Here is a 19,968-nt window from a genome sequence, read left to right on the forward strand (position 1 = left end):
TCTACATTGGCAACCTACAGACACAACAATTCTTACCACCTATTGGCGGCAAGAATCGGTTAATGCGAATTTTTAGTACAGGCTATCGACGTTATCTTTGGTTACACGTAGTACTTTATGGAATTTGATAATACGTTTATCCATATCTACATCTGCTTTACCCAAGTTTGGTATCTCTAAATCAGGTGTGATTTCTTCACCTTTTAAGATTTTGTCAGCGACAGCAGTCAATGCATAACCTGCGGAGGCTGGGTCATAGGTAACACCCATGGCAATATCACCACTTTTGATCAGTGAAGCTGCTTGTGATGGGATCATCATGCCATAAACAAACACTTTGCCACGTGCGCGTTTTTCTTTAACGGCACGACCTGCACCGATAGGGCCTTGAGAACCAAAAGCAACGACACCTTTCATATCAGGGTGCGCTTTCATTAAGTCCAATGTAGTGCGGCGTGCATCATCGATATTTTCTGCAACAGGCATTCTGCTAGCAACTTCGTACATATCCGGATAGTGTTCTTTTTGGTATTTAACGAATAAATCTGCCCATAAATTATGTTGAGGAACAGTTAGGCCTCCGACATAAATGACATACCCGCCTTTGCCGCCTATTGCTTTTGCCATTTCTTCTACGTTATCCGCGGCAAACTTTTCATTATCAATGATTTCAACATCCCAGTTGGCGCTTGGTTGCCCTGGTGACTCGTTCGTTAAAACGACAATGCCAGCTTCACGTGCTTTCTTAAACACAGGCTCAAGCACGTTTGCATCGTTAGGAACGATGGAGATAGCGGAGACTTTTTTGGCAATTAAGTCTTCAATAATTTTAACTTGCTGAGGTGCATCAGTACTTGAAGGTCCCACTTGGTATGCATTAATTCCAAGGTCTTTACCTGCATTGGTAACACCTTCTCCCATGCGGTTAAACCAAGGCATACCGCCAATTTTTGAGATGTTGACCACTTCAACTTCTTGTGCGATTGCTGCGGTTGAGCACATCATTAACCCGAGTAAACTGGCGGATAACAATTTTCCTAAATTACTTTTATTCATCTCATACCTCATACAGGTCGTCATTTAAGGGTATTCATTTTCTAAACTACCCGCTATTGAAAACGAGTAGATTCAGACAATAACATCATCGGTAAAAAGTGTGTTTTAGACACAAATAGGTCGGTGTTGAATTAAATTATCTCTCTTATTGAAGGAAATCTGCCTTGGGTGGTGTTGGCGTGTAGGGACATGGCAGATTTAACACTTCGTTAATATTGCTTTTTATACATTTAGGAATGTAGAGCTTTAAGGCTTAAATAGTTATGTATTTATTGGTTGTTTATATGGATTTTTACGCCCACCTTCTAATTTGGGATAAAGATCACATCAGATTTATGGGGGATTTGGTCAAAAAGTAGCTAATGATATGATTTAAAATTAAAAAAGCGCTCAATTATTTATTGAGCGCCATTAATCAGTTTAATCATTGTTGATTAAACGAGTGGGGTATATCCGTAACGAACGGTTTCAGTTTCTTCGAGGTGAATTTGGGTTACCGCAGGTTGGGTATTGGCAATTACTTGGCCATCACGAATAGAGTAACGCACTGGCACTTGACGGCGTACCGCATCGAAACCATTTTCAGCAGGTAAAATTAACAGACTTGCGCGTTTACCTTCACTGACACCGTAGTTTTGTAAGTTCAAGGTACGTGCGCTGTATTCACTAATCAGTTTCAGCCCATCGTTGATTTGCTGATAACCCATTAATTGGCAAACATGTAACCCCATATGCAGGACTTGCAACATATTGGCTGTGCCAAGTGGATACCAAGGGTCAAAAACGTCATCGTGCCCAAAGCACACATTAATATCCGCAGCCAGCATCTCTTTCACTCGCGTGATCCCACGGCGTTTTGGATAGGTGTCGAAACGGCCTTGTAAGTGAATGTTCACTAACGGGTTGGCGACAAAGTTGATTTTCGACATTTTTAGCAAGCGGAACAAACGGGATGTATAAGCACCGTTATAGGAGTGCATTGCTGTTGTGTGGCTTGCGGTCACACGGGAGCCCATACCTTTAGCGTGCGCTAATGCAGCAACAGTTTCCACAAAGCGCGATTGTTCGTCATCAATTTCATCACAGTGAACATCAATCAAACGGTCATACTTTTCAGCTAAAGCAAAGGTTTTATGGAGCGATTCCACACCGTATTCACGGGTAAATTCAAAGTGAGGAATTGCACCAACAACGTCAGCACCAAGGCGTAGAGATTCTTCAAGAAGTTCTTCGCCATTTGGGTAAGACATAATGCCCTCTTGTGGAAAGGCGACAATTTGCAAATCGACCCATGGTGCCACTTCTTGTTTCACTTCAAGCATCGCTTTCAGTGCCGTTAACGTAGGATCAGACACATCAACATGGGTACGAACGTGTTGAATTCCATTCGCAATTTGCCATTTCAAGGTCTGCCAAGCGCGGTTTTTCACATCATCGTGTGTGAGCATCGCTTTGCGTTCTGCCCAACGTTCAATCCCTTCGAATAAGGTGCCTGACTGGTTCCAGCTAGGTTGTCCCGCCGTTTGGGTGGTATCTAAATGAATGTGCGGCTCAACAAAAGGAGCCGAAACTAACCCACCTTCACCATTTAAACTTTCTGGCAAGATTTCGCCATCCACTTGCGGGGTAATTGCAGTGATTTTTTGGTTGTCGATATCGATGCGCCATAAGCCATTGCGCTCAGGTAAGTGGACATTATGGATATGTTTAATAGTTTGATTATGCACGAGTTAACTCCGAATCCGTGGCACGGCGGCGGTTTAATAAAGGGTTAAGTACAGCGTAACACAAAGCGCCCCCAAGGACGGCATTAACAGGCACAATTCCAGGTAACCAATGCCCCGCAATAACACCCGCTGCAACAGCGATTAACGCACTGACATTCACATCACGCATTTTACTGCGATCGAATGTTTCATAACGATGGCGATACATCAAATAGTCAGCAATGATTATCCCACCTATCGGTGGAATGGCCGCAGATAAGAAGGTTAGCCAGCCGACAAAGTTGTTATACAGCCATAATGCGCACAAGGTGCCAACTAACCCGTTCACAATGGATAAGGTTTTACTGGATAACCCAGTAATGTTGGCAAATCCTAAACCTGATGCGTAAAGGGCATTGTCATTGGTTGTCCAAATGTTTAAACCCAAAACGATAATTGCAGGTAATAACAAACCTTGGGCAATCATGACATCTGAGATATCAGCCATTCCAAGTGACGCGGCTCCTGCTGCACCAAAGATAAACATCAATGAGTTACCAAGGAAGAAAGCCACGAGTGCGACTAAAACGGCGACTTTCGGTTTGCGACCAAAGCGAACAAAATCTGCAGTTAAGGTGCCTGCGCTGACGAATGAGCCGACCACCATGGCAAGTGCCAAATTAAAATCAATCGGTTTTGCAGGAACAACGGCTTGCAATGCGCTCATCCCCCCCATATCGGTGATCGCGAGGTAGACAGAGTAACTCCCTAATATAGCAATCGCGGGAACGGCGACGATAGAAAGGACGGTTAATGCGGAAATACCGAAAAATACGGTGACGGTCATTAAAATACCTGAAATACCAATCAACCAGTTAATGTCCCAGCCTGTGGCTTTACCAACAGGGATAGCAAACATAGCAACACCCACGCCAAACCAGCCGACTTGCGTGCCGCCAAGTAAGAATGAAGGGAGCCATGAGCCTTAATACCGAAGGAGTAACGCGCGAGGAGGTGAGTTGTTAAGCCAGTTTTTGAACCGATAAAACCAAGAAATGCGGTGTAGATACCAAGAAGAAGATTACCAATAAGAACTGCGAGGAAGAAATCATGAAAATTAAGACCGGTACCGAGAGCGCCTCCGGTCCACATACTGGCTGAAAAGAACGTTAAACCTAGCATCACAAAGGTTAATGCTAGTCCGCCTTTTCGCGCGGATATGGGCACGGGGCCATGGCTATAATTTTTATCTTCAGGCACGATTGTCTCCAGTTATTTTTCTCAGGCCAAAAAAATCCGACGCATTTTATAGCCATCAAAATAAAAAGCAAACGTTTTCGTATATTGTTAAATATTTTTAATTTATTGATTTGAAATATGTGTTCTTAGGCGATTTATTGCAGAGAGGTAAATCCATATTCAATAAAAAGTTGTTGTGATTCAATCTGTAATAGGTAATTTGCGAAAACTTCTGATTTTTTTGTTATCAATGCCATGGTGTAAATCGCTTGGATATTATCGTGATTTGGGATTGGGAGCGTGGTGAGGTTGGGCAGTTTTGCAATTTTTTGTTGGTAGTGATGATAGCCAATAAATAAGTCTGCCTGATGAGATTCTATTAACCATTGGGACGCTAATTGATCTGAAGGGATCTCGGGAGAGTTTTTTCCACCAACTAAGTGGCGAGTGCGAGCTTGAATCTCATTAGCAAGGAGGGGATGATTCAGGCGAATTTTATCGTAGAGTTGGACAACATAATCCCCACAAGGATCATCGTGGGGCGTAGATGTGCCAATGATAATATTTGGTGCACTAAGCAATTGCAGCCAGTTTGGGTACTTTTGGGCAAGCGGTGTCGTTGTGGTAATTCCTAGGCGGTTAGTAATAAAGGGCAAAGTGGTATAGGCGATGTTTTGTTGCATTAACGCTAGAGGATGTGCTTTATCCGCAGAAAGAAACAGGTCACAATATATACCTGCCTCAATTTTTCGCCGTAATAGACCTGCTGGGCCAAACTCGCAGGTAATTGCATGCTCATCCGCTTGCGGAAAATGCGTTAAAATGGCAGTCAATACGCCACGTAGACTGCCTGCAGCCATAATATGCATTAATGGTTGCCTTGATATTGAATACGATAGAATTTTTGATACCAATCATTCACTTTTGCATCCACGTTAACATCAGCAAATTTTTGGGGGTAGAGTTTGCTTGCCATCCATAATTCACCTAACGCCATAGCTTCAGGCATTGGATAACCCCATGCTTTCGCATATTCAGGCATTAAAAAGACGCGTTTATTTTTAACAGCATCAATCACTTGCCAGCGTGGGTCATTGTTGATTTCATCTACTACGCTTGGGTAGCGGTCTTGAATGAAAATGACTTCTGGGTTCCAGCTAATCACTTGCTCTAAGGAAACTTGTTTGTATCCTTTGATGGTTGCTGCGGCAACGTTCATCGCCCCGGCATGTTGCATCATTAAGCCTGTGTATTTTCCAGAGCCATAAGTGGTGAGTTCAGGGTTCGCCATATAGGATCGAATACGTTGATTTTCAGGAATATTTTTTAAGTGTTGAGCGACAACCTCGCGGCTATCAAAAGTTTCTTTAATTAGTGCTTTTGCGTTGTCGGGTTTATTGACGATATCCCCAATCAGCGCAATGCCTTCTTTTAAGCCTTCGTTGTATGCCTGTTCTTCGTTGATAAGTTCAGGATTGACATTGTTTTTTGCTTTGCCGCTATTTTCTTTTTGCAATGAAATTGCCACAACAGGAATGCCCATTTGGGATATTTTATCGATCATTTCTTGCGGGGCATAGTTTGTGACAAATACCACTTGGGGTTTTAATTGCACTAAACTTTCAAGGTTAACACTTTTGAGGTCACCGACATTGGGGACCTTGACCAATTCAGGAGCAAGTCGTTCATAATTTTGTCCAAGTTGTTCACGCCAATTCCCCATGACGCCAACGATTTTATCGGTGGCATCCAACTGAACCAGTAAATTTAATGTTTGGTGTTGGAGGACAGCAACGCGCTCAACGTGGTCGTCAATGATGACCTTTCGACCTAATTGATCGGTAAACTCTCGTTCAGCGAAGCTGGCAAATGAGCAAGATAAAGCCAAAAAACCAATAAGATATTTTTTCATTGTTATATAGCCTAATATTTCGATATGAAATTATTTATATAACGATTGGTTTTAAGGGTCAACTATCATTTGCGAAATTAATGCGCGTAAATTTAATGTTAAATAAGAAATAAAAAGAAAATTTAGCGCCTAAGTATGGTTAGGCGCTAAATAAGAACGGAAGGAACTATTTCAGCAATCGCGCTTTAACGGATTTACCTTTGATTTTACCTTGTTGCAGGTGTTTCCACGCTTGCTGAGCCACGGAGCGCTTTACTGCCACATAGGCGTGAGTTGGGTGAATGGCAATTTTACCAATGTCTGCGCCGTCAAGGCCAACCTCTCCAGTGAGAGCCCCTAAAATGTCACCAGGGCGCATTTTAGCTTTTTTGCCGCCATCAAGGCATAACGTCACCATTGTGGCTTCAAGTGGTGTAATGCGAAGACCTGCGGGCTCGGGTTGCCAGTTCAGTTTCATGTTCAGCATTTCTTCAAGGGTATTTGCGCGTTGTGCTTCTTCAGGGGCGCATAGGCTAATGGCTAAACCGCTTTCACCTGCACGAGCAGTACGGCCGATACGGTGCACATGAACTTCAGGATCCCATGATAATTCATAGTTAATTACCATTTCGAGGGCTTTAATATCGAGTCCGCGGGAAGCGACATCGGTCGCAACCAATACGCGGCTGCTCCCATTTGCAAAACGTACTAAGGTTTGGTCACGGTCACGTTGTTCTAAGTCGCCATGTAGTACTAAAACACTTTGTTTGCTGTCATTTAATGCATCGTACACCGCTTGGCAATCTTTCTTGGTGTTACAAAAAACGACGCAAGAAGCGGGTTGCTCGCGGCTTAATAGTTTTTGTAATAATTCGATTTTACCGTGGCGTGAGACTTCATAAAATTGCTGCTCAACTGCGGGTAATTCATCAACACTATTGATTTCAATTGTTTGTGGCTCGTGCTGAATTTGTTGGCTAATACGCGCTATTTCATCTGGCCAAGTAGCTGAAAACAGCAAAGTTTGTCGGCTCATCGGCGCGTAATTAATCACGGTTTCAATGTCAGGCATAAAGCCCATATCTAACATTCTGTCCGCTTCATCTAGCACTAACGTCTGCAATTCATCCAGTTGAACAGTTTCACGGTTTAGGTGATCAAGCAAACGACCTGGCGTTGCTACAATAATATGAGCGGCATGAGCAAGGGAATCGCGCTGCACGCTAAAAGGGACACCACCACACAAAGTGAGAATTTTAATGTTTGGAATTGCGCGGGCTAAGCGGCGTAATTCGTTGGCAACTTGTTCTGCGAGCTCGCGAGTAGGGCACAAAACCAATGATTGGGTTTTAAATAATTTTGCATCAATACGTTGTAATAAACCCAAACCGAATGCGGCTGTTTTACCGCTGCCTGTTTTGGCTTGCGCACGAACATCTTTCCCCGCCAGAATAGCGGGAAGGGCGGCTGCTTGAATCGGGGTCATACTGAGGTAACCTAACTCTTGTAGGTTAGACAGTTGTTCAGCGCTCAGCGCGTTAAGATCAGCAAATGAAGTCACAATAAAATCTCAAATAATAAAAAGGAGCTAATGCCGCCAATGATACTATCCCTGTATGGTGCTGTCTGTTTTTAATTTTTTTAAAGAAATGAGATTTAGAATGTGAATTGCTAAATAACACCACCAAAAAGGTGGTGTTAAGTCAGTTTTCTCTATTTTTATCTACGGATTAAATTGGCCCTAAATTAGTCAGGACGGCATAAACCAGAGCCACAATAGAAATAGCAATCCATGTAAATACCAATGGCCAAATAAATTTCACCCACGTGGTATATGGGATTTTCGCCGTAGCCAGCACAGCCATTAGAATCCCCGATGTTGGGTTAATGCAGTTCACCACACCTTCACCTAACAGAACCGTTTGTACGGTAGTTTGGCGGGTGATTTCGAGCAGGTCGCCCATCGGAGTAAAGATTGGCACTAATACAGCGGCCTCACCTGAGCCAGAAGAAATAAAGAAGTGCATAATCGCTGCAGTTGCAAACATTGAGAGTGCAGAAAGGGTTTTTGGCAATCCATCCATCATTGAAATAATTGTATTGACGATGGTGTCCAAAATCATGCCATCAGATAATACAATCGCAATAGCACGTGCCATACCAACGATAAATGCACCGCCAACCATACCCGCACAGCCTTTTAAAAATCCTGTTGCAATGCTATTTGGTGACATGCGGTTGAGTACACCAACACCTACCCCTAAGATGATAAACATCGCCATCATCTCTTTTTCACCCCAGCCCCATTCAACAGCACCAAAAATAAAGCCAACTAAGCAAAATGCGCTATATGACAAAGTGATGATGTGTAGCGCCGAAATTTTTGAGGTTTGGTGATCAGCGTCATCGGTAGCAATCTCTGGGCGAACCATACCTTGTTTACGGCATTTTTTGGTATAGAAAGTTAAAAATAAGATACCCGCGATGACGAAAGCGATATAAATCACCATTCGGAAACCAAGGCCAGATAGCAGGGGAACGTCAGCTAAGCCTTGTGACAAGCCAACCGTCATCGGTGCCATGATTGAGGCATTAAAACCAGCGTAGGCAGCAACATAGACCAATGCAGCACCAAATTTATCGTCCATTCCAACAGATTTTGCGACTAGCAGGCCGATAGGCACAAATGCAATGATTGAGTTAACGACAATGCCAGTGGTACCTAAAATAGAAAACACCACAAAGAAAATTGTAATTAACAAAAAATCATTGAGCTTCTTACTGCGCGAAATATTATTCAGTACCTTTTTGATGGCACCGGTTTCTTCAAGAAGATGTAACGCACCACCTGTAAAAATAATTAAAAAGATAATTGGTGCTGCTTTCACTAAGCCATCGGCAATAGACGTGAAAATTTGCCCCGGTAAAATACCATGCTGCTCAGGTAAACGCTCATAGCTACCAGGTATGGTGTAAGAGCTAGATACTTTAGTTTCAATACCATCTTTGACCATGGTGATGACTTTAGTCTCTGATGCATATTGCCCTGCGGGAACGATCCAAGTCGCAATACCTGCGATGACTAAAATGAAGAACAATAAAACGTAAGGGTTCAAACCTTCCGAACGCTTTTTCGCTGGTGGTGTGTTTGTTGACGTTGTTGCCATATTATTATCCTGTTGGATTATTATTTATTGCGTAATGCGTTGTAATACATTGAAAAATAACTGCGCTCGCTCAGTTAATGATGGAATCTCTAAATATTCTTTATCACTGTGTTGGTAGCCGCCGATTGGGCCTAAGCCATCAACTGTGGCAGTGCCGGCGCCGGCTGTGAATGAAGCATCTGAGCCGCCGCCTGTTGAAACGTCGATTAACTCGATATCTAATTTCGTTGCTTCTTGCTTGATGATGTCGATAAGTACTGTACTTTCATCCGTTTTAGCCATCGGCGGGCGATTGATTCCCCCAGTTAGCGTCAGTTTAATGCCATCTAATACAGGCTTGCTGCACACTTCTCTGACTTTTTTATCAATTTCCACGCCTTGTTCTTCAGAAGAAATTCGTACATCGATTTCTGCTCTCGCATTAGGTGCAACAGTATTGACTGAGGTTCCACCTGAAATGAGACCAACGTTAACGGATAAGCCTTGATCATGGGCAGAGAGTGCATGTAAGCTTTGGATTTTGTGGGATAGCTCTTGAATAGCGCTGATACCAGCTTCAGGGGCGATACCTGAGTGAGAAGCCTTCCCTTCGATGCTCAATACATAAGTGCCGACACCACGGCGTGCACTAACAATGGCGCCATTGGCACGTGCAGGTTCCATAACTAAGGCATAACGCTTGCCTAATGCACATTTTTCAATCACACCTCGGGATGAAATAGAACCAATTTCTTCATCGCAATTGAGTAAAATTTCGATATTTTTATAGCGAGAGTCTTGGTTATCGTACAATTGCTTCATGACTTGATACACCATGACATGGCTGCCTTTCATATCAATCACACCTGGACCATAGGCTCTATCACCTTTGATACTAAATGGACGTTCTGCGACAGTGCCTTTAGGGAAAACGGTATCTAAGTGCAGTAAAATTAAGATATCGGCCTTTACCGATGGGTAATAAATACGGTAGTTATTGCCTAATGATTCATTCTCAATGACTTCAATTTCAAACCCCATTGCTTGGTATTTTTCGCACCACACGGCAGCATGGTTATCGACGCCAGTCTTGTCATAAGAGCCAGATTCGATATTCACGACCTGTTCCAGGAGTTTTAACATGGCAGGCTCGTGCACTAAAAAATGATTAGTCATAATGGATTCCTAATATTGTGTTTGTCGTTAATGAGACTGTTTTTATTGTGTTCTGCATGTGGTGTTACATCGAAAAATAAAGATAAGAATAAGTGCAATGTAAGGAATTTCATTTTTATTTAAATTAAATAAATATATGCACTACTTGATAAAATGCTCAGTTTTAATTATTTGATTAAAATTTTTAAATAATTATTGTAAGCATTTTTTATCGTCTCTGTTATGTTTCTATGACACGGATTAACTAAATCGAATTTAATGATTCGATATATAACTTCACTATTCTGTGAAAGGTTAATATGCAGGATACCTACAGGAGTCGGTACTTTTTGACTCTATCATATTAAATAATTTAGATACAAGTTTTGTTTTATTTTTATTTAATGCATTGAAATTGAATGGAAAATCAAAATTAATGAAATAAATTTAATCATTCACTATAAATAATTAAGGATATTTGTATTTTGGTTTTTTGTTTTACGGTAATGGTTTTTTTGTTTGATTTTATTCGATTTACTTATATAAAGTATAATTTTGAGTGTAAATGAACCAATATTAAAATTTATTTTTTTATTTAAATGTAATAAACATAATAAATTTTATGGTCTTTAGGGTTTGAATTGAATGATTATTGAACACTTTATTTTGTGGATGGCTTTTGATTTTAAAGAAGTATAGCTAAGTGCTTTTTGTTCGTAGGTGAAATCGAAATTAATGATAAACATAATTTTGTTTAAATAGTGTACTAAATGTTGGCTTGGTTAATTGGCGACATTATTAGAGATATAAAATGAAGCTACGTTTTTAGCTACCTTACAGAGATCTGATAGGGTAATTATTGTTCTTCACTTTGTGGTTGGTAATAAATGAGCTGATATAGCTGAGAAATATGTAAGAGATAATAGCTAGGAGAGCAAAAGAGAATAAGTTTCTACAATAGCATCATTAAAGAGTAAGTCAGTATTAGTAGTAAGTAGAATTTCAGATAAAGCTATCATGCTAATCATGGTTTTCATTAGACTTGATTACATTGGTTAGTAATATAATTAACTTTTAATATACAATTATTCTTTAATTTTAATAGGTTAATGTGTTTTATCTACTGGTGCAGTAGATATTGATAAATTAAATAGTGATATTGTGACGGCTCACTCATTTCATATTAATTGATTAACCCATTGTATTTTAAGGTTATTAATTTAAATTTAGAAAATTTTTCTCTAAATTTGTATAAAGTCATCGATTTTTAGAAAAATTTTTCTATTTCCCTATGGCATATTCCTTTCAGCAACAAATATAAATAAACACTTTTTTATCTTTTTATGATTGGGTTTTAATAATGACTAAGAATATTGCTACTGTTTTAATTCATGGTGGAAAACAGCAAGATACTGTCAATCATGCGATTTTCCCTGCAATCACAACCGCGAGTACTTTTGTCCAACAAAGCTTAACTGAGCATGGAGAATATTGTTATTCCCGTTGTAGTAACCCGACTCGTTATGCCTATGAAACACTGTTAGCGGAAATTGAAGGTGGAATCTACGCAACAGCGACTGCTTCAGGTGTTGCGGCTTCAAGCTTAGTGCTAAATTTACTACCAAAAGACTCTCATATTATTGCAATGAAGGGCGTTTATGGTGGAACTTTCCGCTTATTTGAGCGTGTTGCAACCGTAAACTGTGGTCACGAAATAGATTATGTTGATTTAAATAATCTTGATGAGGTCAAAGCTAACATAAAAGACAATACCCGCTTAATTTGGATTGAAAGTCCAACTAATCCGTTATTAGAGTTAGTGGATATTAAATCGGTTTGTTCGTTGGCAAAAACGCATGATATTTTGACGTGTGTGGATAATACATTTGCAACAGCATGGAACCAAAAACCATTAGAATTAGGTGCCGATTTAGTGATGTTATCAGCCAGTAAATATATCGGTGGTCATTCTGATTTAATTGGTGGTGCGGTAATTACACAACGTGAAGATATTGCCAGCCGACTTGATTTTTTAAAAACCACCCTCGGTGCAATTGCTTCTCCCTTTGATGCTTACCTTGCGTTACGTGGCTTAAAAACATTGGCATTACGCATGTCAGCACAATGCAGTAATGCGCAGAAAGTCGCAGAATATCTAGCAACACACCCGAAAATTGAGCACGTTTATTACCCAGGTTTACCATCACATCCGCAACATCAGCTATGCAAAACACAAATGCGAAGCGGGGGGGCAGTTGTGACGATTAAATTAAAAGGTGATATTGAAGATACAAAAACATTTTTATCTAAGGTGACTTATTTTGTATTAGCGGAGTCTCTTGGTGGTGTGGAAAGTATGGTAAACCATTCAGCGACCATGTCCCATGGTTCAATGACTAAAGAAGAAAGAGAAAGTATTCATGTTTACGATACGACATTGCGTTTATCAGTAGGTATTGAAGATATTAACGACTTATTAAATGATTTAGAAAAAGCATTATCTTAATTAAAATCACAATAAAATATAATAAGAGAGCACCCCATGAATGATTATGGAATTTGGACCATTGTCACTCCACTGGTCACGATACTTTTAGCCATTTTTACACGCCAAGTTATTTTATCTTTATTATTGGGAATACTAGTTGGGTTTACCGTTATTAATGATCATAATATATTATTAGGCGTTAACGGAACACTCGATGGCATTATTAATACTTTTGCCTCACCAGGAAATACAAAAACAATTCTATTTATGGTCATGATAGGCGGTATTATGCGGCTTGTTGTGGTTACAGGTGGTGTTAGGTCACTTGTCAGATTATTGACTAATAAAACCAAGTTGATTAAAAATAGAAAAGCCGTTCAATTAATGGCAATGATTATTACGTCATTAATTTTTATTGAAAGTTCAATTAACCAGTTAATTGCAGGTGCGTCAACAAAAACACTCGCGAAGAATTATGGTGTTTCACCAGAAAAAATGTCTTATATCGTGCAAACGTCCTGTGTGTCGGTGTGCTCATCAGCGATGATAAACGGTTGGGGGGCAGCGATGATGGGGGTGATTGGCGTGCAGATATCAAAGGGTTTTATTACGGGTGAACCTTTTGAAATTTTAGCCAGCTCGATGGTATTTAATATCATGGCATGGTTTTCTTTAGCTTCGGTTTTATTTTATATCTTCTCCAATTTTTCTTGGGGACCGATGAAAAAAGCAGAATTGCGAGCTCATGAAGAATCGTTAACCATCTTATCTGCGGAAAATACTGAGCAAGATGATGAAGATATTATTGAACATCCTAATTGCCATACATCTTTAAATTTCTTTATCCCAATTTTATCAACGGTATTAATGGTGCCAGTGGCTTTATATATCACTGGTAATGGTGATTTTAGTAAAGGTAGCGGCTCAACATCTGTTTATTGGGGGGTCATGTTTGGAACGCTAGTTTCCTTTGTCTGGTTCTTAGCGCGTCGCGTATTAAATATTGAGAGCTTCTTTAAAGAATTATATATCGGTTACGCTAGCATGGTGAAAATCAGCTCAGTCATGATATTAGCATTCTTAATGGGGACAGTTTCCTCAGATTTAAATACTGGAGCTTATATTGCAGAAGTGACTTCTGGTGTTATTTCCCCAGCATTTTCAATCGGATTTATTTTCTTAATTAGCGCTGTAATGTCATTGGCAACAGGCACATCGTGGGGAACGTTTGCCATTATGATCCCTATCGGTGTGCAATTAGGTATTTCAGTGGGAATGCCAGTGGAATATATGATTGGTGCAGCTATCGCAGGGTCTATTTACGGCGATATGACATCCCCAATTTCCAGTGATGCGATTGTGGCTTCGATGGCAACAGATTGTGACCATATTGAACATATTCGAACACAAATGCCTTATGCCACTGTGACAGCTGCATTTGCTCTGATGGTCTACCTCTATTTAGGCTTCACATATTAATCTGGATAATATTCAAATGAATATACAAGAAAGGCTTTCAGCAATAGCGAAAATTGATTTATTACACACCGCAACGCCATTGGTGAAATTGAATAATATATCTGAATACCTTGGCCGAGAAATTTATATTAAACGTGATGATATGACCCCCCTTGCTTTGGGGGGCAATAAACTGCGTAAGTTAGAGTTTATTATTGCGGATGCACTACAGAAAAAAGCTAAAGTATTAGTCACTGCAGGCGCTATACAATCTAACCATGTTCGCCAAACAGCGGCTATTGCAGCAATGTATGGTTTAGAGTGTGTGGCTTTGTTGGAAAACCCGCTGCAAAGTGGGAATTCCCTATTTCTAAATAATGGCAATAAACTGCTGACCGATTTATTTGATACTCGCTGTTATTTTTGTGAAGAATTAACTGACCCTAATGAACAAATGAAAGCATTAATTGAGTCATTAAGGTTAGAAAATGCGTATGTTGTACCTGTCGGTGGTTCGAATGCTCTAGGTTCACTGGGGTATGTCAGTTGTGCTTTGGAGATTGCACAGCAAAAGCCAAAAGATATTGATTTTGCTGCGGTGATTGTTGCTTCAGGTAGTGCCGGAACTCATGCTGGTTTGGCTATAGGGTTACAGGTCGTTTTGCCTCAAACTCCCGTTATTGGCGTAACAGTTTCGCGTACGGTTGAACAACAACAGCCAAAAGTTGAAAAGTTGCAAAATGAAATAAGTGAATTATTAAACCTTGCTAATTTTCCGAATGTACAATTATGGGATCAATACTTTTCACCTGCTTATGGTGCGCCGAATAGCAAGGGGCAACAAGCAATTGAATTATTAGCACAAAAAGAAGGGATTTTACTCGACCCTGTTTATACGGGCAAAGCCATGGCAGGGTTAATTGATAATGTATTAAAAGAAACTATTGAAGGCAGTCAGCCGCTTTTATTTATTCATACAGGCGGTTCACCTGCCTTATTTGCTTATCCTGAAATCAATGTGACAAGTATTTAAAACTATATTAAAGATGTGATGTACCTATGAAGATTAATACTAAAGTTATACACGGTTATCCAATGACGGATAAGTACACGGGAAGTTCATCTATTCCGTTATATCAATCGTCAACTTATTCGCAAAGTAATATTGAAGAAAATTACGCGTATATTTATTCGCGTTTTTCAAACCCAACCCGTGATGCACTAAGTGAAGCTATTTGCTCAATTGAAAACGCACAATTTGCTGAGGTTTTTTCATCGGGTATGGCTGCCATTAGTGCAGTTTTATTAGGGTTTAGCCAGGGAGATCACATTGTTGCCTGTAAAAATATTTATGGTGGCACTTTTCAGTTAATGACTGAGTTTTTACCTCGTTACGGTATTTCAGTGACATTTGTTGATGCGACAGATCCTAAAAATTATGCAGATGCAATACAAGAAAATACCAAGGCATTTTACATTGAAACGCCATCGAACCCAACACTGCAAGTAACAGACTTAAATGCAGTGATTGGTTTGGCAAAAAAGAATAATTTAATCACTGTGTGTGATAACACGTTTATGACGCCGTTATTGTCGGATGTGATTTCACTAGGTATTGATTTCTCGATTAATAGCGCCACTAAATTTATAAATGGGCACAGCGACGTTATTTTAGGGACAGTTGCGACAAATAATGCCGAATATGCCAAATGGTTACACAAATCAGCAGTTGCTATTGGCAGTATTGCTGCTCCATTTGATAGTTGGTTGACCATGCGCGGTTTAAAATCAATGGCAATGCGTGTTGAGCGTTCCAGTGAAAATGCGCAGAAGCTTGCAGAATATCTTAACCAACATTCGAAAGTAAAAAAGGTATTTTACCCAGGCTTGGTTTCACACCCAAATCACCAAGTTCATATGCAGCAATCTAAAAATGGCGGAATGGTCGTTTCGTTTGATTTAGGCAATGAAAAAAATGTGAAATTATTTTTAGATGCGATTCGTATCCCATTGGTCGCTGTTAGCTTAGGGGGAATTGAGTCAATTATTTCTTACCCTAAGATTATGTCCCATGCTTGTATTCCTGAAGAGGAACGCATTGCACAGGGAGTGACGGATGGGTTGCTACGTTTTTCAGTTGGCTGTGAAGACATTAGTGATTTATTAGCTGATTTAGATAACGCACTATCAACGCTATAACCAGAAGGCTTATTTTTCATCTTTATTCCTTACAAAAATGGGTATCACAATGAAATGTAAATTGTATCTTTTAGATATGGGTTTTTCGGATAAAAATTATCAAGATGACACTTTTTTTTGCCCAGACTGCACAATGCTAGAGGGAATACTCGCTAAAAACCCGAGGTTATTCAATTTCATTGAGGTAAGTTATCTGCCTTTTGAGAAACCACGAGAAGAATTAGTGGATATGTGTGGCGAGGAGAATCAATCTTTACCTGCTTTAATATTACCAGAGGGGATAACGTCTTCTTATCAAACTGGAGTGTATAAAAATACGTCTTACATTTCTGATTTAAGCCAAATCATTGCGTTTTTAGTAGATACTTACCATATACCTAAACAGCATCCATAATAAAAAAGTGCCCTAATATTTTTTAGGGCACTTATCTTCTAATAAATAGAAACTATAGATAAAGCTCTTTATTCACTGGCGTCAATTGAGCTTCTTTCTGCAAGTATTTTAAGGTTTCTGTTGCTAATAACGCAGTAGCTTCATAAAAGTGATTACCGCTTTGTAATTGCATTTTTTCCAAATAACGATATATCCAAGGTAAGAAATGAATTTCCAATAAATCATTTAGCAATTCAGGCTTATTTTGGATAACCCACGCTGTTAATAAGAATAATAAGCCAACATGGTCTTCTGGTTCATTGGCATTCAATTCAATATTAATTTGGTTGTTACGTAGCCAAGCTCTTAATTCAAGGGTAGAAATTCCAAATAAAACATTTTCTTTATCGAGATAAACAGAACCCCAAGGCGGAGCAGGGAGTGCATTAGGGCCAATAAATAATCGCTCATAGGCCTCTTTTAGCGTTTCAGATTGCTTAGTATCACCTTGAAATAACTGATTAATTCGTTGGCAATCATAATGAGCGGTGAGAGGCCACTCTGTTAACCATTCACTGGTGCTAAATAGCTCAATGAGTCTGCTAACTCGAGGGTCTGAAGGGTCATAGGAAAAGAGTGCGCCTAAAGTTTGGATGCACAGTGACATGTCATCTAATTGTTTTTGTTCCATACTGATTCACTTCGTCTTTTAATTTTACTAAAAATTTTTAACCATTTGAGTTTCAAATGAAATAAAGGGTGGTTTTCGGTTGTACTTGTTTATGGAAATATCAACATATTGATTTAACCATCGTAACGAATCATCAGATATTTGTCGACGTTCAGCGCAAGATAAGAAAACGTTTTTCTGTTAGTACTAAGGCTTAAGTGAGTCTTTGGGGTCACTAGGTTAAAAACAAGTTTGTTATGTGTTTTTTAAATCAATTTAGATGGGGTTATTGTGGCGTGAAGTCAATAAAAAGGCCCAGAATAGATCCTAAGCCTTGAGCATGATTAGTGTGTGATAAATCGAAATAGTGCGTTAATAACGAATTTTCTTATTTTGTTTGGCTCCGGATTAAGTGTTGTTCCATTGCATAAATCATTGAAGGGGACTGGTTGTTGTGGGTAAAACTTAATGCTACAGCTGCTTTTTCATGGGAATCCATGTCTGAAAGAGATTTGCTAACCCCTGAAATTTTATTAGAAGGTAGTTGGCTTGCTTTAATATGCGACTCGATGATACGTAAAATAGCGGGTGACATATTATTTTCAGTGGAATTTAATGTGGTTATGGCTTTTTCATGAACGTTCATTTGTGAAAAAGGCTTAGCCACTCCATTGATTTCACTTTTAGGTAAATTAGCGGCCTTTGCATGAGCCGCGATTGCCGCTTCATTTGCATAAGATGTGTTATTTTCATTAAAGCTTAATGAAACAATTGCATTTTCATGTGCGCGGATATCGGCTTGTGCGCTCATGTGAAAGATTAAAAAAAATGCCGATGAGATAAATATTTTTTTCATTTAAATACCTTTAAACAGTTTAGCCAGCTAATATTGGCTTGTGACTTTAAGTGTTTGTTTCTTTAATGCGCTAAATATAAGTGATGAAAGACAAAGGGAAAATTGACATTTCTGCAAATGTTGAATGCAAAAAACGCATCTATTAATTAATAAACGGAAGTTTTTTGCAATTATAGTGATGGATAGTTTGGGAAAGTAGAAGGGAAAACACAGGTAACACCGAATATGTCGATATCCGGTGTTACTGGGAGAATTAAGTACGTTTTACTATAGGATTAGCAGCTTTGGCGTGTTTTTCTTGATGTTCAAACCAACGTACGCGTAAAACATCATATACCAGGTTAAATGCATACGTATAAAATAAGAAAAAAGCAAAAAAGCCAACTTCTAAAATAAAGGCATCCCATAGGGTCATGTTTAATAATAAAGCCAACATTGGGACACCTAAGATAACGAAGCTGAGTTCAAAACCAACGGCGTGGCCAATACGTACTTTTGCAGACCTTGGTCCTTTTGATAAAGGCCAAAAACGGTCAAACAGCATGTTATAAAATAGATTTAATAACATGGCGAGTGTGGAAAGTACGATAGCCACTGTTCCCATCTGGAAAATTGAGCGTCCTAAAACCCACGCACTGACCGGTGCAGTTATTGCTATCGCAATGACTTCGAATGAAACTGCGTGAAAAACTCGTTCAGTTAATGTTTTTGTATGCTTGCTCATAACAACCTCAAACTTATAGCAAAATAATGTATTAGTAAAAAACAGGTGCAATTATTGGTGATTTTTACTATATATACAAAATGGCAGCCATCGATAAAACCGATACCTTATGAATTATTCCATTGAAACATTACGTACCTTTGTAGAAGCGGCATCGTTAAAATCATTTTCTGCGGCGGCAAGGAAGCTCAATAAAAGCCAGTCAACGATTAGCAGTACAATTAGTGGTTTTGAGGATGATATGGGCTTTGCATTATTTGACCGTCAAGGGCGTGAATCTACGCTAACGTTGGCGGGGAAAAAAGTGTTGAGTTTGGTTGAAGATATATTATCAGCCAATGAGCGCTTGCAAGCATTAAGAGTCGAGTTATCTCCAGATATTGAGCCACAATTAAGCTGTGCTTTTTCAGATATTTACCAGCCACCCCATGCTGAGCATATCCTAACAACGCTAAATAGGCAGTTCCCGCACATTGAGTTTGAATTTTTAATTGCAGAAAATAATGCGGTTATTGAGATGATCCAAAACCAGCAGGCTCATGTTGGTATGATGGAGTCGAGAACTGAATATCCTGCGGATATTTCTTTTTCACGGTTGCCTATTCAAGGTGAGCTCGGATTATATGTATTAAAAACACATCCTTTAGCACTAGAAAAAAAATTGACTTATCAACATTTAACGACGACACGTCAATTACGTTTGAGTAGCAGTAGCCAAATTATTATTAATAGTGAGAAAAACTGGTTAGCACCTAACTATTTATTGTTATTGGAAATGGCGGAACAAGGTATTGGCTGGGCTATTTTACCTACATGGTTAGTTAAACAATTTGGTCATGACGTGTTAGTCAGCCTTAATTATGATTTGTGGCCACGAAAAATAGATGTTGATTTAGTTTGGTCTAAAAATAGCCCTCCGGGTAAAGCTGGCTACTGGTTAATAAATAAATTACTCGCTGGTGATGTTTAAAGTTATCTTTAGTTTCGAATACTAAATTATTTACAGA

General features: G+C 39.4%; 16 protein-coding genes and 1 pseudogene. 6 read left to right on the forward strand and 11 right to left on the reverse strand.

The annotated features are described in order from the left end of the window. Positions 1-72: 72 nt before the first annotated feature. The 8 genes and pseudogenes from KDJ85_RS10995 to KDJ85_RS11030 form a co-directional block, all read right to left on the reverse strand. Entirely contained in the window at positions 73-1,056 is a 984-nt protein-coding gene (locus KDJ85_RS10995) for an autoinducer 2 ABC transporter substrate-binding protein (RefSeq protein WP_225819710.1), read from the reverse strand. Between the two features lie 434 nt (positions 1,057-1,490). Continuing rightward, a complete protein-coding gene (locus tag KDJ85_RS11000; protein WP_225819711.1) occupies positions 1,491-2,783 on the reverse strand; it encodes a cytosine deaminase in 1,293 nt (430 codons plus the stop codon). Then, positions 2,776-4,022: pseudogene (gene codB / locus KDJ85_RS11005) on the reverse strand (cytosine permease). The gene KDJ85_RS11000 and the pseudogene codB overlap by 8 nt, the downstream one beginning before the upstream one ends. A gap of 134 nt (positions 4,023-4,156) precedes the next feature. Beyond that, positions 4,157-4,870: a substrate-binding domain-containing protein gene (locus KDJ85_RS11010; RefSeq protein WP_225819712.1), complete on the reverse strand. Its 714-nt coding sequence runs from the start codon at positions 4,868-4,870 to the stop codon at positions 4,157-4,159. After that, positions 4,870-5,913: an ABC transporter substrate-binding protein gene (locus KDJ85_RS11015; RefSeq protein WP_225819713.1), complete on the reverse strand. Its 1,044-nt coding sequence runs from the start codon at positions 5,911-5,913 to the stop codon at positions 4,870-4,872. The genes KDJ85_RS11010 and KDJ85_RS11015 overlap by 1 nt, the downstream gene beginning before the upstream one ends. A 166-nt stretch (positions 5,914-6,079) precedes the next feature. After that, positions 6,080-7,453: an ATP-dependent RNA helicase DbpA gene (gene dbpA, locus KDJ85_RS11020; RefSeq protein ID WP_225819714.1), complete on the reverse strand. Its 1,374-nt coding sequence runs from the start codon at positions 7,451-7,453 to the stop codon at positions 6,080-6,082. A 169-nt stretch (positions 7,454-7,622) separates the two neighbouring features. Further along, positions 7,623-9,059 (reverse strand): YfcC family protein, encoded by a 1,437-nt coding sequence (locus KDJ85_RS11025; RefSeq protein WP_225819715.1) that lies wholly within the window; start codon positions 9,057-9,059, stop codon positions 7,623-7,625. A 24-nt stretch (positions 9,060-9,083) separates the two neighbouring features. Then, positions 9,084-10,214 carry a M20 family metallopeptidase gene (locus tag KDJ85_RS11030; protein WP_225819716.1) on the reverse strand — a complete coding sequence of 377 codons (1,131 nt, stop codon included), beginning with the start codon at positions 10,212-10,214 and terminating at the stop codon, positions 9,084-9,086. 1,339 nt (positions 10,215-11,553) lie between these two features. On the opposite strand from KDJ85_RS11030, the gene KDJ85_RS11035 reads away from it, so the two are divergent. From KDJ85_RS11035 to KDJ85_RS11055, 5 genes are read left to right on the forward strand one after another with little or no spacing between them, the layout of a single operon-like run. Next, complete coding sequence (locus tag KDJ85_RS11035; protein ID WP_225819717.1) at positions 11,554-12,699, forward strand: trans-sulfuration enzyme family protein; 1,146 nt, start codon at positions 11,554-11,556, stop codon at positions 12,697-12,699. Between the two features lie 36 nt (positions 12,700-12,735). Continuing rightward, on the forward strand, positions 12,736-14,160 hold the full coding sequence (locus KDJ85_RS11040) for a Na+/H+ antiporter NhaC family protein (protein ID WP_206082796.1): 1,425 nt from the start codon (positions 12,736-12,738) through the stop codon (positions 14,158-14,160). Positions 14,161-14,176: 16 nt separating this feature from the next. Further along, positions 14,177-15,172: a D-cysteine desulfhydrase gene (locus tag KDJ85_RS11045; RefSeq protein WP_225819718.1), complete on the forward strand. Its 996-nt coding sequence runs from the start codon at positions 14,177-14,179 to the stop codon at positions 15,170-15,172. Between the two features lie 26 nt (positions 15,173-15,198). Next, positions 15,199-16,338 (forward strand): trans-sulfuration enzyme family protein, encoded by a 1,140-nt coding sequence (locus KDJ85_RS11050; protein ID WP_225819719.1) that lies wholly within the window; start codon positions 15,199-15,201, stop codon positions 16,336-16,338. A gap of 49 nt (positions 16,339-16,387) precedes the next feature. Next, the gene (locus tag KDJ85_RS11055) at positions 16,388-16,732 is read left to right on the forward strand and encodes a DUF3088 family protein (protein WP_225819720.1); all 345 of its coding nucleotides are present in this window, start codon (positions 16,388-16,390) and stop codon (positions 16,730-16,732) included. Positions 16,733-16,784: 52 nt separating this feature from the next. On the opposite strand, the gene dmsD is transcribed toward KDJ85_RS11055, so the two are convergent. The 3 genes from dmsD to KDJ85_RS11070 form a co-directional block, all read right to left on the reverse strand. Further along, complete coding sequence (dmsD, locus tag KDJ85_RS11060) at positions 16,785-17,402, reverse strand: Tat proofreading chaperone DmsD (protein WP_225819721.1); 618 nt, start codon at positions 17,400-17,402, stop codon at positions 16,785-16,787. A gap of 367 nt (positions 17,403-17,769) precedes the next feature. Next, positions 17,770-18,237 (reverse strand): hypothetical protein, encoded by a 468-nt coding sequence (locus tag KDJ85_RS11065; protein WP_225819722.1) that lies wholly within the window; start codon positions 18,235-18,237, stop codon positions 17,770-17,772. A gap of 253 nt (positions 18,238-18,490) precedes the next feature. After that, a complete protein-coding gene (locus tag KDJ85_RS11070) occupies positions 18,491-18,961 on the reverse strand; it encodes a multidrug/biocide efflux PACE transporter (RefSeq protein WP_225819723.1) in 471 nt (156 codons plus the stop codon). 109 nt (positions 18,962-19,070) lie between these two features. Between KDJ85_RS11070 and KDJ85_RS11075 the strand changes: the two genes are divergently transcribed. After that, positions 19,071-19,931 carry a LysR family transcriptional regulator gene (locus KDJ85_RS11075; RefSeq protein ID WP_225819724.1) on the forward strand — a complete coding sequence of 287 codons (861 nt, stop codon included), beginning with the start codon at positions 19,071-19,073 and terminating at the stop codon, positions 19,929-19,931. Positions 19,932-19,968 lie beyond the last annotated feature (37 nt).

The sequence above is a fragment of the Providencia vermicola genome (assembly GCF_020381325.1).
Lineage (GTDB): Bacteria > Pseudomonadota > Gammaproteobacteria > Enterobacterales > Enterobacteriaceae > Providencia > Providencia vermicola.